Annotated in this window: 15 protein-coding genes (1 of these 15 running past the window's edge); 3 read left to right on the plus strand and 12 right to left on the minus strand. The window is 65.9% G+C overall.

Translation table 11 applies throughout. From position 1 onward, the window contains the following. Window positions 1-4 precede the first annotated feature (4 nt). The 4 genes from B9A95_RS03015 to B9A95_RS03030 form a co-directional block, all read right to left on the minus strand. Window positions 5-721: a fimbrial biogenesis chaperone gene (locus B9A95_RS03015; RefSeq protein WP_084045464.1), complete on the minus strand. Its 717-nt coding sequence runs from the start codon at window positions 719-721 to the stop codon at window positions 5-7. 107 nt (window positions 722-828) lie between these two features. Further along, the gene (locus tag B9A95_RS03020) at window positions 829-1,380 is read right to left on the minus strand and encodes a hypothetical protein (protein ID WP_084045465.1); all 552 of its coding nucleotides are present in this window, start codon (window positions 1,378-1,380) and stop codon (window positions 829-831) included. A 19-nt stretch (window positions 1,381-1,399) separates the two neighbouring features. Next, complete coding sequence (locus tag B9A95_RS03025; RefSeq protein WP_084045466.1) at window positions 1,400-1,939, minus strand: Csu type fimbrial protein; 540 nt, start codon at window positions 1,937-1,939, stop codon at window positions 1,400-1,402. After that, window positions 1,936-2,427 (minus strand): DUF4402 domain-containing protein, encoded by a 492-nt coding sequence (locus tag B9A95_RS03030; RefSeq protein WP_084045467.1) that lies wholly within the window; start codon window positions 2,425-2,427, stop codon window positions 1,936-1,938. Before B9A95_RS03030 ends, B9A95_RS03025 begins: the two co-directional genes overlap by 4 nt. A gap of 183 nt (window positions 2,428-2,610) precedes the next feature. Between B9A95_RS03030 and B9A95_RS03035 the strand changes: the two genes are divergently transcribed. Further along, the gene (locus B9A95_RS03035) at window positions 2,611-3,312 is read left to right on the plus strand and encodes a response regulator transcription factor (protein ID WP_084045468.1); all 702 of its coding nucleotides are present in this window, start codon (window positions 2,611-2,613) and stop codon (window positions 3,310-3,312) included. Continuing rightward, on the plus strand, window positions 3,309-4,703 hold the full coding sequence (locus tag B9A95_RS03040; protein ID WP_084045469.1) for a sensor histidine kinase: 1,395 nt from the start codon (window positions 3,309-3,311) through the stop codon (window positions 4,701-4,703). The genes B9A95_RS03035 and B9A95_RS03040 overlap by 4 nt, the downstream gene beginning before the upstream one ends. Window positions 4,704-5,184: 481 nt before the next feature. Here the strand turns inward: B9A95_RS03040 and B9A95_RS03045 are convergent, their stop codons facing one another. The 7 genes from B9A95_RS03045 to B9A95_RS03075 all read right to left on the minus strand — a co-directional run bounded on the left by B9A95_RS03045 (window position 5,185) and on the right by B9A95_RS03075 (window position 12,651). Further along, the gene (locus tag B9A95_RS03045) at window positions 5,185-6,693 is read right to left on the minus strand and encodes a glycoside hydrolase family 3 protein (RefSeq protein WP_084045470.1); all 1,509 of its coding nucleotides are present in this window, start codon (window positions 6,691-6,693) and stop codon (window positions 5,185-5,187) included. Beyond that, window positions 6,690-7,295 (minus strand): GNAT family N-acetyltransferase, encoded by a 606-nt coding sequence (locus B9A95_RS03050; protein WP_084045471.1) that lies wholly within the window; start codon window positions 7,293-7,295, stop codon window positions 6,690-6,692. Before B9A95_RS03050 ends, B9A95_RS03045 begins: the two co-directional genes overlap by 4 nt. Window positions 7,296-7,311: 16 nt before the next feature. Then, window positions 7,312-8,196 (minus strand): carbohydrate ABC transporter permease, encoded by an 885-nt coding sequence (locus tag B9A95_RS03055; protein WP_084045472.1) that lies wholly within the window; start codon window positions 8,194-8,196, stop codon window positions 7,312-7,314. Beyond that, window positions 8,193-9,098 (minus strand): carbohydrate ABC transporter permease, encoded by a 906-nt coding sequence (locus tag B9A95_RS03060; protein WP_084045473.1) that lies wholly within the window; start codon window positions 9,096-9,098, stop codon window positions 8,193-8,195. Before B9A95_RS03060 ends, B9A95_RS03055 begins: the two co-directional genes overlap by 4 nt. 127 nt (window positions 9,099-9,225) lie before the next feature. Continuing rightward, a complete protein-coding gene (locus B9A95_RS03065; RefSeq protein WP_084045474.1) occupies window positions 9,226-10,485 on the minus strand; it encodes an ABC transporter substrate-binding protein in 1,260 nt (419 codons plus the stop codon). A gap of 46 nt (window positions 10,486-10,531) precedes the next feature. Beyond that, a complete protein-coding gene (locus tag B9A95_RS03070; protein ID WP_245808110.1) occupies window positions 10,532-11,386 on the minus strand; it encodes a MurR/RpiR family transcriptional regulator in 855 nt (284 codons plus the stop codon). A 461-nt stretch (window positions 11,387-11,847) separates the two neighbouring features. Next, window positions 11,848-12,651, minus strand: a complete 804-nt coding sequence (locus B9A95_RS03075) for an alpha/beta fold hydrolase (protein WP_084045476.1) — start codon at window positions 12,649-12,651, stop codon at window positions 11,848-11,850. Between the two features lie 52 nt (window positions 12,652-12,703). On the opposite strand from B9A95_RS03075, the gene B9A95_RS03080 reads away from it, so the two are divergent. Then, complete coding sequence (locus B9A95_RS03080) at window positions 12,704-13,174, plus strand: MarR family winged helix-turn-helix transcriptional regulator (RefSeq protein WP_084045477.1); 471 nt, start codon at window positions 12,704-12,706, stop codon at window positions 13,172-13,174. Window positions 13,175-13,194: 20 nt separating this feature from the next. Here B9A95_RS03080 and B9A95_RS03085 read toward each other — a convergent pair whose 3' ends face one another. Then, window positions 13,195-13,641: the final stretch of an NAD-dependent succinate-semialdehyde dehydrogenase gene (locus B9A95_RS03085; protein WP_084045478.1), read on the minus strand. It continues 1,002 nt past the right edge of the window; the window shows 447 of its 1,449 coding nt (coding positions 1,003-1,449); its start codon lies beyond the right edge, outside the window; it ends in the stop codon at window positions 13,195-13,197.

Raw genomic sequence — 13,641 nt, forward strand, 5'->3', positions numbered from 1 at the left:
ACCGTCAACGCGCTTCCGGAAGGGTCAGGCGTTGGGGCTGCGTGCCGAGCTGGTAGCTCAGGTTCACCGCACCCGTGCCAGGCAGGCCCGTCAGCGGCAGGCGTAGGGTGCCGCCCGCGAGCACCGTGACGCTTCCGGGCACAAGCTTCGCCTCCCCCACGGCAATGTTCACGTCCTGCAACGTCACGAAGTGTGTTCCTACGTTCTGCGCCACCAGCATCCGCTCGCCCGCCGTACCTTCCAGCGAGAACTTCAGCTCCGGCTGGCCGAGCTTGGGGTATGTCAGCAGCGGGACGCCCGCACGGTACAGCGCCTGTACCTGCATCCCCGCCGCCGCGTTGGGACTGCTCGCCGCGGGCAACTCCTGGATGTACACGCGGTAGGCCTTTTCGCCACTCCCCGGCGCGCCCCGCCACCCCACGCGAATCGTCTGCTGCTGTCCGGGTTTCAGGGTAAAGGACGTGGGATTGACGATCAGGTCGCGGCTCAGGGTGTAGCGGTCCGCGCCGTCCTGCGTCCAGGCCGCAAGTTCCACCTTGAAGCTGACCGGTACGGCCGTGTCATTGCGGACGCTGGTGGCGGTGGTGCGCGCCCCTCCTTCCAGCCGCAGCGAGGTGGGGGCGATGACGAACGAGGCGGCCCCGGCAGCCGAGCACAGGGTGACCGAAACCAGGGCACCCAGCAGCGGGAGGAGGGAAAAGGGACGGGACGCGGAGAGCATTCGTGGCACAGCGGCTCCTGGGACGGAAGGGAGAAGCGGGAAAGGAGCGGGAAGGGGAGCCGCGCGGACGCTCCTTTGCAGAAACGAAAGCGCAGCCCCGGGGGAAGTCAGAGTGGGAAATCCACCTTGACAACGATGGGGTAGACATAGACCCCAGCGGGCTTGTTTACGTCCACGTTGGCAGCTGGGAGCGTGATGGCGATGGTAAAAGTCTGCGCGGCCGTGCTGGTGTTATCGAACGCAAAGATTCGGCGGTCCGATCCCTTCATGGGCGATCCCATGACATTCACGTCAAAGGCTTTGGTCTCGTTGTCCGTCTTGTTCAGGGCGAGGCGCGCGCCACTGTCCTGGGGGTCTCTGGGGTCGAGGACCGCCATAGAGACCCGCGTGTCCCTGGCGACGCCTCCCGTCAGGTTGCACTGCAAGGTAAAAGAAGTGCTGCCCGCCGTGGTGCCCGTTCCAGTCCAGTACACAGTACCCAGGTCCACATCGGCAGCCTTGCTTAGGGAGCAGGCATGGCCGAGGGTGGCCCCGACGGTAAAGGTTTCGGAGGTGGACACGGCTACGCTCGTGGACGGATCGAAGGTGCCCGTACCCGCCGAAGCGGACGAGACAGCACTGAGGCTGAACAGCAGTAGGCTGATTTTAAGAAGGTTCACGTCAGTTCCTGTTGGCTCTTTAGAAAGGAAAGTCGATGGAGATGGTGACAGTGCCCTCATAGACACCTGCCGGGTGGTTCTCCCCAATCTGGCCGGCGGACAGGGTGGCCGTGACCGTGAACGTCTGCGGCGCGGTGTTCGTCTCATCGAAGTCGAAGCCGAAATCAATGTTGAGCGGTGATTTGGTGAGGTTCACCGTGAGCTGGTCGGTGTCCTCCGGGGGATCGGACGCACCGACGCGGACCAACGTCACGCTGTCATTGGGGCTCATGGACAGATCCAAGCCTGAGAAAAACCCAGTGTTGTTCGGCTCGTTGCACTGCACCGTGAAGGTGGTGCTGTCCGTAACGTCGGCAGTGCCAGTCCAGTAGATGGTGGAGAGAATGATGTCCGCCGGTTTACCCAGGACGCAGGCGCGGCCCACCGTCACAGATACTTCCGACTGTTCTGAGGTGGAGGTTTTGGCATTCGTGCTGGGATCGAAGGTGGCCGTCCCTGCGCCCGCCACCGAAGCAGCCGACAGGATCAGGCCGAGTAAGATTCCCGGCCAGGCCCTCATGGCGTGAAGTTCACCGCTACCGTGACCGTGCCCGTGTAGGTTCCGGCAGGCTTATCCACAGTCACTTGGGAGGCGGGGAGGGTGGCACCGATAGAAAAGCTCTGGGCGGCGGAGCTGGTGTTGTCGATGGTCAGGTTGCTCGGCGCCACGTTGACTGTGACCTGCTCGGCGCCGCCGCTGCGGGTCAGGGCCAGGGTGGTCGAGGGCGTGACGCTGAGGGTGGGGACGCCGCTCGTGCCCACGTTGCACTGCACGGTAAAGGTGGTGCTCTTGGTGCTGCTGCTGGTGCCTGTCCAGTACAGGGTACCGAGGTCGATGTCCGCGGGCTTGCTCAGCACACAGGCATGGCCGATGGTCGCCTTGACCAGAAAGGACTCGGAGGTCCCCAGAGCCGCACTCGTACTGGGATCGAAAGTGGCCGTCCCGGCAGAGGCGAGGGGTGAGGCGAACACGAACGCGGACAGCAGGGCGAACTGGACTTTCTTCATGGGAACTCCTGTTGGCGGGCCGCTCTCAACCTGACCGTGGGGTCAGGCATGGGCCAGACAAAAATGTTTCTGACGTGAGATCAGAGTAAGAGGACCTTGTTAAGATGTTGTTAACTTCCTTATGCTCCTCGTCCGCCCTCCCACCCACGCCGATCAAGGACGAAAAAGTCGCCATCCAGACGCATGAAAACCATACTGATCGTCGATGACAAACTGAATCTGGTCCGCCTGCTGCAGGACTACCTGGGCAGCGTGGGCTACCAGACGGTGGCGGCCGAAAACGGGCACAGCGCGCTCTTTGCGGCCCGGCATGCCCGGCCGGACCTGGTGCTGCTGGACCTGATGATGCCGCAGCTCGACGGCTTCGGCTTTCTTGAACGCTTCCGGCAGGAGTCGGGCGTTCCCGTTATTGTCCTGACCGCGCGCGAACGGCGCGAGAACGCAGTCCAGTGCCTCTCGCTGGGGGCGGACGATTACGTGACCAAACCCTTTGACCTGCCGGAGCTGGAGGCGCGGATCAGCGCTGTATTGCGCCGGGCAGCCCGCCAGGCCCCGGAGAGCCAGCCGCTGCGCGTCGGGGAACTGACCCTCGATCCAGTGTTGCGGACCGTGACGCGCGGCAAAGAGCCGCTTCCCCTGACGCCCGCCGAGTACGCGGTGCTGCACCGCCTGATGCTGGCCCCGGGGCGCGTGGCGAGCCGCTCGGAACTGCTGGGCTGCATTGAGGGAGACCGGGAGCGTTCCAGCCTGGAACGGACCGTGGACGTACACGTTCGCAAACTGCGCCTCAAGATCGAGTCGGACCCCGCGCAACCCCGCTACCTGTTGACGGTGTTCGGCGCGGGCTACCGCCTGAACCCGGACGCCCTCCTCGCACCCGCGTGAACCTGCACCCGGCCCGTTCCCTGCAACTGCGGCTGGTGCTGTGGCTGGCGGGGGCAAGCCTGCTGAGCCACCTGCTGTTTGCGGCGCTGACGCCCACGATTCTGCTCCAGCTCTACCGTCAGGAGCTGGTGCAGGAACGGACCGAGCGCACCGCCACCCTGGCGCTGACGCACTACCGCCGCGCCGGGTCCTGGCGGGGCTTTGCCTTCCCGGCGCCGGCGGTTTCTTCCGCCTCCCCCCCGGCGCGAACGCGGGGGAGCGTCAGACCTCCCCTGCTGCTGGACCCCCGGGGCAACGTGGTGGCGCACGGAGCGGGCGAGGCACCCGCACGTGTAGACCCCCGTGCCGTGCGAACCCGGCCCCTGACTTTGAATGGGCAGACCGTGGGGTACTTGGTGCCGGGCAGTCCGCCTCCCAACCCCCCTGAGGAGCGGGCCGTCATCTCCGCCATGAGCCGCAGCATCTTTCTGGCAGCCCTGTCACGGCTGCTCACCGTCGTACTGCTGACCGCGCTGCTCACGCGGGGCGTGCTGCGCTCGCTGGAGCGGCTGACGCAGGCGGCCCGGCAATTTACCCTGGGCCAGCCCTACCGCCCGGTCCCTGTGCGCGGTCAAGACGAGGTGGCGGTCCTGGCAGAGACGTTCAACGAGATGCAGGCCGAGATCGCGCGCGCAGACGCTGGGCGACGCCGGATGCTCTCCGATATCGCGCACGACCTCAGTACCCCGCTCACCATCGTTCACGGCTACGTGCAGGCGATGGCCTCCGGACGGCTGCCTCCCACCCCCGAGCGGCTCGCCACTGTACAGGACGAATTGGACCTGATGCGCAACCTGGTGGAGGACCTGCGCTTTCTCTCGCTGGCCGACGCGGGGGAGGTCCGGCTCAGCCGCGAGTCGCTGAGACCCGGCGATGTTCTGGACGCCCTGGCCCGCGCCTTTGCCCAGCGGGCCGAGCGCCAGGGCGTTGCCCTGAAGCTGGAGGTGGCGCCTGGGCTTCCCAGCGTCTCACTGGATCCTTCGCGGGTGCGGCAGGCTCTCGGCAACCTGACGTCCAATGCGCTCAACCACACGGGCCAGGGCGGTGAGATCACCTTGACGGTACGGGCCCGTCCCCCCTTCCTGGAGTTCGAGGTCCGGGACACGGGCCTGGGGATTCCGGCAGACGCCCTGCCCCTGGTCTTTGACCGCTTCTACCGTGTGGCCCCCGAACGGAGCGGCACCGGCACCGGCCTGGGACTGAGCATCGCCCTCAGCATTGCTGAGATGCACGGCGGCACGGTCACGCTGGAAAGCACCGAGGGCGTGGGCACCCGGGCCACACTGCGGCTCCCCCTGCAGGAGGGCACGCACTCAGAAGACGCAGGAACCGCAAAATTGACAAGTCGTTGACAGATTGTGATCATACCCACAAAAAGCGTTGTCGGAGTTCCAAGTGCCGGCCGCCATTCCTGGCACCGGTCCACCCTTCTTCATGTCGGTTCTCTACTGTCTTCGGCAGATGCCCAGAGACCTGGGAGCCTTCCTGGGCCTGATTTATGCCCTCGAGTTTTTTCCCAACATCGGGGAATTCTCACTGTCCTCTCACGCGGGCAGCTGGGTTCCTTGCTGATCTACGTCGCCGTCCAGTTCATCGTGACCGCGCTGCTCAGCCCTTCCACCCAGAAGCTGAATCCTGGACGCCGCACCCCTTCAAGGTCAGTCCTGGGGTGCGGCGGTGGGCTGGCCCGCGTCGGCCAACCGACTCACCTGGGCCGCCACGGCCCTCGCCGCGCTGCTGCTGGTCCTGGCGGTGCTGCGGCCCGCCTGAGCGGAACCAACAAATGGGGCACCCGCGAATGTCGGTGCCCCCATTTTGTTTGCCCTTGCGACCCTACACCACTTCCGGCACCGCCAGCGGCGAGCGCCCTGGGGCCTCCCCGGTCTGAAGCGCGTGCGCCACCGCGGCCAGGTGTGCGGAGCGGTAGCCGTAGGTCACCAGGGCCGGGAGGGGCAACGCGCGGGCGTGTTCGGGGTTCCACAGCGCCAGGTGCAGGCCACCGCGCTGGGCGATCAGGGCAGCGAGTTCGTGCTGCGCGGGTGTCAACTCCCAGCGCGTCGTGGTGGCGAGGAGGACGGTGGCATCCGGATATGCGGTCAGCAGGGCGCGCGCCGCGGCCGTATCCGTGTCACCGTGCAGGGCGTGGCGCAAGTGGGGAAAGTGGGCACGCAGTGCGGCGGCCAGGGCTTCGCCCCCCAGGCTGTCGCCGTAGGGCCCACCAATGCCGGGCTGCTCGGGCGCGAGGAGCAGGACCTCGGCGTCGCGGGAGAGCCGGGGCACCGCGCCCTGCCGGGTGACGCTGCCCCGGGCCCAGGCGCGCACCTGCGCCTCGTCGGTCTGCTTCTGGCCCGAGGAATAGGGCCGGGCCGCACCTGGAAAACGGCTGGCGGCCGCGTCCAGCCGTTCCAGAGCTTCATGCAGCCGCTCCTCGGAAAGGGTTTCCCCCGCCAGCGCCCGCTCCAACGCGACGAGGTGCTCGACGTGCGGCGTCAGGTCGCCGTGGCCGCAGCTCAAGACCGCGTCGGCCCCCGCCATCAGGGTCAGCGGCGCGCCTATACCGCGCGGATACCGGTCCGAGATCGCCCGCATGTCCATGGCGTCGGTGACCACCACGCCGCTGTAGCCCCACTCGTCCCGGAGCAGGCCGGTCAGGACCGTGTGCGAGAGGGTGGCCGGATGCAGCGGGTCCAGCGCCGGGTACAGGATGTGGGCCGTCATCACGCTGCCCACCCCGGCGCGCACCGCCGCGCGAAAAGGCAGCCACTCGCAGGCTTCGAGCGCCGCGCGCGACTTGTCCACTGTGGGAAGCCCCAGGTGGCTGTCCACGTGCGTGTCCCCGTGCCCAGGAAAGTGCTTGACCGAACTCAGCACGCCCGCCGCCTCGCTGCCCAGGGCCCAGGCGACGCCCAGTTCAGCCACCAGCGCCGGATTGGCCCCAAAGGAACGCTCGCCGATCACAGGGTTTTCGGGGTTCACGTTCACGTCCAGGCTGGGCGCGTAGTTCCAGTTGATGCCGAGTTCCAACAGGCCGCGCGCCGCCACCGCCCCCGCTTCAAAAGCTGCTGCCGGGTCGCGCAGCGCCCCCAGGCCCATCGGCGTGGGCGGCTGCGGACTGTCCAGCCGCCGCAGCACCGCGCCGCCCTCCTGGTCGGTGGCGATAAGCACGTCGCGGCCCAGGGCGTCACGGATGTCACGCACGAGGCGGGCCGTACGCTCCGGGGTAGAGATATTGCGGGCAAAGAGGCACACGCCGCCGAAGCCGTAGCGCGCGAGAAAGAGCCCTTCCTCGGGGGTGAGGTCCGGGCCAGGCAGATCGACGATGAGGGTACGGGCGGGGTTCATAAGGGCTCCTTGGAGGTGCGGCGGTCCTGGCGGTCACGGGTCATCCAGGTCACGCCGGGCTCGGATTGCCAGGAACGAAAGCCGTGCCCGGCGTAGAAGTGGGCGGCACGGGCATTGCTCGGGTCCACCCCCAGGTGAACCCCCACGCGCCACAGATGCCCCAGCGCGTGCCGGAGGAGCCGTCCCCCCGCCCCCTGGCCCTGCGCACGCGGCAACAGGTTGAGGTGCAGGTGCGCGGGCCAACCGGCGAGCAGGGCGGCCGGTGTTACGCCGGGGAAGCGCAATTGCTGGGCGAGCGCGGCGTCAGCAGTGGGCAGGTCCGGGGTGTCGGGGACGGGGGGCAACACCCGCAGCCGGGCAGCCTCATAGCGGGCGGTGTCGTGGACGGTCAGCACGTAACCGCATACTCCCTGCGCGTCTTCGAGGACGAAGGCGCCCTCGGGTTCGAGACGCAGGTAAGGACGGACATACAGCCAGGCGAGGCGTTCGGGGTGGGCGTAGGCAGCGCGGGCGTCTTTCCCGGCCAAGCCGGTCTGCACGCAAATCTCTTCCAGCGCCGCCCCGTCGCCGGGAAGGGCCGGGCGAATCAGGCTCGCGCCCACCGGCGGACCCTCCCCATCATTTGACCGCGCCCTCCATGCCCTTCAGGAACAGGCGTTGGGCGAACAGAAACACCAGAAGCACCGGCAACATCATGATCAGCGAGCCCGCTGCCACGTTGAAGGGGTCATAGTTGAACTGCCCCTTGAGCTTGAGGACCGCCACGCTCAGCGGGGCCTTGTCGGGCGTGGCCGACAACACCAGCATGGGCCAGAAGTAGGCGTTCCAGGTGGTGACCAGCGTGAAAATGCCCAGCGCCGCCAGGCTCGGCCGCGTGAGGGGCAGCATAATTCGCGTCAGCACCGTCATCTCGCTGGCACCATCCAGCCGGGCCGCTTCCAGCAGCGCCCTGGGCACCGACAGGAACGCCTGACGCATCAGGAAGATGCCGAAGGCGGACGCGACGAGGGGCAGCACGACGCCCGTGTGGGTGCCCAGCAGGTGCAGCTTTTGCAACGTCAGCGTGTTGGGCAAGAAATTGGTCTCGGTGGGCAGCACCAGCGTCAGCACGATGATCGAAAAGATCAGGTTGCGCCCAGGAAACTGGAAGCGCGCCAGTGGGTAGGCGGCCAGCGCCGAGACCACCAGCGTGCCGATGATGGTGAGTCCTGTGATGGAAATGCTGTTCCAAACGTACTTGCCCAGGCTGAAGGTCTGGTAGACCTGCGAGAAGTTGTTCAGCGTGATCTTGGTGGGAAACAGACTGGCCGGGAAGTTGTAGATGCTGCCGCCCGCCGTCTTGTCGGTCAGCGCGATGGCGAGCGTCCACAGGAAGGGAAACACCGCGAACAGCAGCACCATGATCAGGAAGGCGTAGCGCAGCACGAGCGGAAGCACGCGGCGCGGGCGGCGGCGCACCACGGTGGTGCGGTTGCGGGCAGGACGGGCAGTTACGGCACTCACGCTTCACTCTCCCCTGAGTCACGGAACAGGCGGAAGTTGACGAGGGACAGCGCCAAGGCCACCAGCGCCACCACCAGACCTGCCGCGCTCGCCAGGCCGTAGTCGAAATTGAATCCCTGAAATGCCTTGGAATACACGTACATCAGTGAGGTGAAGGTGGAGTTCAGCGGTCCGCCGCCCGTCAGCACCAGCACCTCTTCCAACACGCGGAGCGCCCCAATGGTGGACAGCAGCGTACACAGCAAGATGGTGGGCCGCATCATGGGCACGGTCAGTTTCCAGAAGCGCTGCCAGGGCGAAGCTCCGTCCAGGCGAGCAGCTTCCTCCAGCTCCGCGGGAATGTTTTGCAGGCCCGCCAGGTACAGCACCATGTAGTACCCGAAGCCCCGCCAGAACGTGACCAGCATGACCGCGAAGAAGGCCGTGGCCTCGTTGTTCAGCCAGCCGAAGGCCTGTTGCCGGGGCAGCAGGTGCAGGCTGCTCAGCACCCAGTTCAGCGTGCCCTCGCGGTTGTAGACCCACTCCCACATCACGGCGGCCAGAGAGATGCTCGTCACCACCGGCACGTAGTACGCGGCGCGAAAAAACGCCATACCCGGCAACTCACGGTTGACCATGACGGCCACCGCGAGCGAGGCGAACTGCAGCGCGGGAACCACCAGCAGGTACTTGACGCTGTTGATCAGCGAAGTCACGAACAGCGGATCGGCAAAGAGGGTCTTGAAGTTTTGCAGTCCGATCCACTTGGGCCCCAGACCCTGCCCGAAGCGGGCCCCGTTGTACTCGGTAAAGCCCAGGTAGGTGCCGTAGGCCAGCGGATAGAAGGTAAAGAGGGCCAGCAGCACGAGCGCCGGAGCCAGAAACGTGTACGAGAGCAGGGTATCCCGCCAGGAAGGGCGCATGGGGTCTCCTTTGGGAGAGGCGAGGGTGAGCAGGGACAGGGGCCTGAGAAAGCGCGTGGCCCACCCGGGAAAGGGGGCGGGCCACAGGGGTGGGAGACGGCTCAGCAGCTCAGCCGCCCAGACCGCCTTACTTCTTCATGTTGGCGTTCCAGTAGGTTACGGTGTCGTTCAGCGCCTGCTGCGCGCTCTTGCGCCCCAGCATCGCGGCCTCGATGTTGTCGTTGAGGTTCTTGTACAGGTCGTCGCTGTTGCCGGGGGCCTTGTAGCCGGGGTTGATCAGGCGGCCCGAGGCACTGACGCGGGCGGTGGCTTCCAGGATGGGATCAGGGCTGTTCACATTGCCCTTGATGTTCTGCGCGCCCCGGGTGGTGGGCACGATGGGAACCACCTTGGAAAAGGCAATCTGGTTGGCGTTGTTCGTAAAGAATGCCGCGAGCTTGGCCGCTTCCCTGGGGTGCTTGCTGGCGGTGGGCACCACGAGGGCCATGCTGCCGCCAGTCTGCACGCCCGCCTTGCCCAGGGGCGGGTCCGTCACCTGGGTCTTCCCGTACAGGCCGGGGTTCGTGTCCTTCACGCGGGTGAGCGCCTGCGGCCCACCGATGATCATCGCCACACGGTTTTGCGCGTACATCTCGGTGGCGGCCTGGAAGGCTTCCCTGCGCAGCACGTCTTCGGGAATATAGCCGCCCTTGTACAGGTTCACGAACTCCTGCAGCAGCGCTGCGTGGGAAGGCGAGTTGAACACGGCCTTGCCGTCCGCCGAGTAGATGGGCAGGCCCTCGTCGTAGAAGTAGCCCAGGAAGGACGAGGTGTTGGGGTCCTTGAGCGCGGGTACCCAGCCGTACGCGCCGGTCTTGTCCTTGATGGTGCGTGCAGCGGCGCGCATCTCACTCATGGTGCGGGGCGTCTTGGTGATGCCCGCCTTCTTCAACAGTTCCGGGTTGTACAGCAGCACGCCCTGGTTCAGCCAGCCGTACCACGGGTAGGCGTAGATCTTGTTGCCGCTGGTGAAGTTCTTCAGGCTCTGCGGGTAGAAGGTGGCCGCAAGGCTGGCGGGGCTGGTCAGGTCGCTGGCGGCGCGCAGGAAGCCGTTCTGTGCGGCCTTCTGCACCTCGTCGATGTTGAGGTTCACCACGTCCGGGGCGTTGCCGAGGTTGATGGAAGAGATGAAGTCCTGCACCATCGAGTCCTGCTTGTCGAACCATTTGACCTTGATGTTCGGGTTCTGCTTCTCGAAAGCGGCGATGGTGTCCTTGATGTAGGCGTCGAATTTGGGGCTGAGGTACCAGGTCCAGAACTGGACTTCCACCGGCTGCTGGGCAGCGGCGGTGCCAGCGGCTCCGGTGGCGAGGGCGAAAGCGAGGGTCAGCAGCTTCAGCTTCTTCATGGTCTCTCCTTTGTGGTGGGGCCCTGGGGCCAGGTCCTGTGGAGTGCTAGTACTTCTTCTCGACGACAGATTCGGCGGTCACGCGCAGCATGGCGTGCGCCTCCGGACGGCGGGCAAGCACTGCCGCGTAGAGCAGTTCGAGCATCAGCGTCTGACTGCTGAGCGTGGCAAGCACCGAATCGCGCAGTGGGTCTTCCTGGGCAGCCGTGAACAGGACGGCCCGGGCATAACGGGTGACGGGACTGCTGCCCCGGTGGGTCAGGGCGACGGTGAAGTGGCCGTGGTTTTGCGCGAGGTGCAGGTGCTGTACGGTGTCGATGGTGCTACCGCTGCTGGAAATCCCGATCACCACACCGCCCCGCGGCAGGGTGGAAACGCTCACCGCCGCGATGTGCGGGTCCGTGCAGGCCACGGCGGTGATCCCGATGCGCATCAGTCGGTGGGCGAAGTACTGGGCAACGAGGCCGCTGTTGCCCTGCCCGGTCAAGTCCACCCGGGGCGCGCGGGCAATGGCCTGCGCCACATCGTCGAGCACCGCCGGATTAAGCAGCTGCGCGGTGTCTTCCAGGGTGCGGCAGGTCTGACGAACGAGGTGGGTGGTGGGGTCGAGGGTGCCGCTGCTGGGAGGCAAAGCCTCACGGCTGGCGACGTCCGAGGCGAGGGCGATCTTGAAAGCGTGGAACCCCGCAAAATTCAGCTTGCGGCACAGCCGAGTGATGGTCGCCTCGCTAACCCCGGCGCTGGTGGCGAGTTCGGTGATGGTCTGGTGAACCACGCTATCGGCGTGGCGCACGACGTACTCGGCAACGCGTTGCAGCGTCGGAGAAAGGGGAGCGGCCTGTTGACGGAGACGCCCGAGCGCACCACCGGGCGCGGCGGGTTGAATCACGGTCTGTGTCACGAATGACTCCTGTTTGTGATGGACATAGGGTACTCCTGAAAAATTATTTCTGTCAAGCACCAAGTGGGGGCAATTCTTTTCACCACCGTGGGAGAGGCTGCCGATTCTGCCCGTCGCCTCTGCTGCATGAAGGAGTACACAGTGTGTGGCCCAACGGGAATCAGGAGGAAAAGCTCCATTGACGACAGTCTTCCCGGAGCAGCATAAGCGCGATTCACTCGGCTCCTCCTCCCCCTTTCGATTGGTTTTCACATTCCTTCTCATTTTCACCCAAGCATGCTTGGGATGAAAATGGGCTTGCTGGGCTGGGTCGAGAGGACCGCTGTCCGCCGTTCCTGGCCTCCCCCGGTCTGGAAAGCCGGAGACGCGAGCCGCTGCAAGCCCGGTCAGGAGCCCGCTGCGGCGGCAAGGACGGGCCGATAAGGGCGTGGGGCGCGTTTCCCATCTTGTTGCGTCCGCCGCTATTCTCGCTGCCTTGCCTGTTTGGCCATGAAGTGGTCAATCTGGGCGAGCGTGGCCTCTGGCCGCTCCAGCTGCGGCAGGTGTCCGGCGCGCGGGATAACCTCGAATTGCCCCTGTCGGAATGCTGCGGCGTAGGCTGCACCATACGCTGGAGTGACGATGCGGTCGCTTTCACCCCAGAGCACCAGCGTCGGCACGGACACCTCGCACAGTCGGCCCAGCAGGGTGGGATCATGCATGTAGGGCTCGCCTGCAAGCCGCCGCATGGCGTCCAGGTTGCCCTTCTGGCGGGCCACCTGCTCCTGGGTCAGGTTGGCTGGATCCACGAAGAAGCGGTCCGGGGCGTGAAAGGACAGCTCTGCCAATCCACGTGGCGACAGGGCAAACACGTCCTGAATCGGTTCGCCCTCCACCTTCACACCCACCGCGTTGATCAGGACCAGGCCGGTGATGCGCCGTCCGCTGTCGGCCAGGGCCATCTCCGCACCGATCCAACCGCCGAGCGAGGAACCGACCACCAGGACGTCCCGAAGCTGCCGGTCTTCCAGCAGCTGCAGATAGACCCGCGCGAGGTCTCGCACCCGCGCCAGATGCTCGGGCCGGGGGGTGCCGTTCCAGCCCGGATGTGTGGGCAGCAGGGTACGTGCAGCGGTAGAAAGTTGCGCAGCCAGCCCAGTGACGGTCAACGGCCCCCCGCCACCGTGCAGGATCAGTGTGGACCGTCCGGCTCCCGCCTCAGTCAGCGTGAGCGGCAGGTCCGGCGTGAGCAAGGCCGTGTGCGGTACAGCTTGAAGAGAGGTCATACCCCACATTATATAAATATGTTGATATAAGCAAGTTGCGATAGAATAGGTCATGTCGATAGACCTGCTGACCCTGGGCCGGATGATCAAGCGGGTGCAGTATGGCCACCACCGCGCCCTGGATACGCGGCTGACGGCTATCGGCACCACCCTCGTTCAATGGGACGCCCTGCGCGCCATCAAGGCAATGCCGGGGGCCTCAGCGCATGAGCTCGCCGTCGCCTCGTTTCAGAGCGATCAGGCCTTCGGTACGCTGGCCGGACGGCTCGCGGCGCAGGGGCTGATTGAGCGGCGGCCCGGCAGGGGCAAACGCATCGAACACCACCTCACCCCGTCCGGTACCCAGGTGCTGGAAGCTGGCCGTCCCCTGGCCGAAGCCGTTCTGGCCACCTCGTTTGCTCCCCTAAATGGGCAGGAGCGGGCAACGTTGCACGCGCTCCTGCAGCGGCTCACGCCGGGAGCCGCTGGGGAGGAAACGGCGGCATCAGGACGGGGGAACAAAGGCAACGGGCAGTCCTCCTGACGCCGCTTTCCTCCTGGCTCTTAGACGCCCATCGAGATGAACTTGGTTTCCAGATACTCTTCCAGCCCCCAGTGTCCACCCTCGCGGCCTACACCGCTGTTTTTCATACCTCCAAAGGGGACGTGGGGCGCGCCCGCACTCGGTACTCCGTCGTTGATTCCCACGATGCCGTATTCCAGTGCCTCCGCCACCCGCCAGGCGCGCGAGAGGTCCCGGGTGTAAGCGTAGGCGGCCAGGCCATACTCAGACGCGTTGGCGAGGCGCAGGCCCTCCTCCTCGGTATCGAAGACCACCACGGGGGCCACGGGCCCGAAGGTCTCCTCACGCAGAATCAGTGAGTCGGGGTGAACGTCGGTGAGCACCGTGGGGCGAAAAAACAGCCCTTCCTGAACGCTGCCGCCCACAGTGGCTTTCGCCCCACGCGCAAGGGCGTCTTCCACCTGCGCGTAAATCTTATCCAGGCCTGC

The organism is Deinococcus hopiensis KR-140 (genome assembly GCF_900176165.1).
Lineage (GTDB): Bacteria > Deinococcota > Deinococci > Deinococcales > Deinococcaceae > Deinococcus > Deinococcus hopiensis.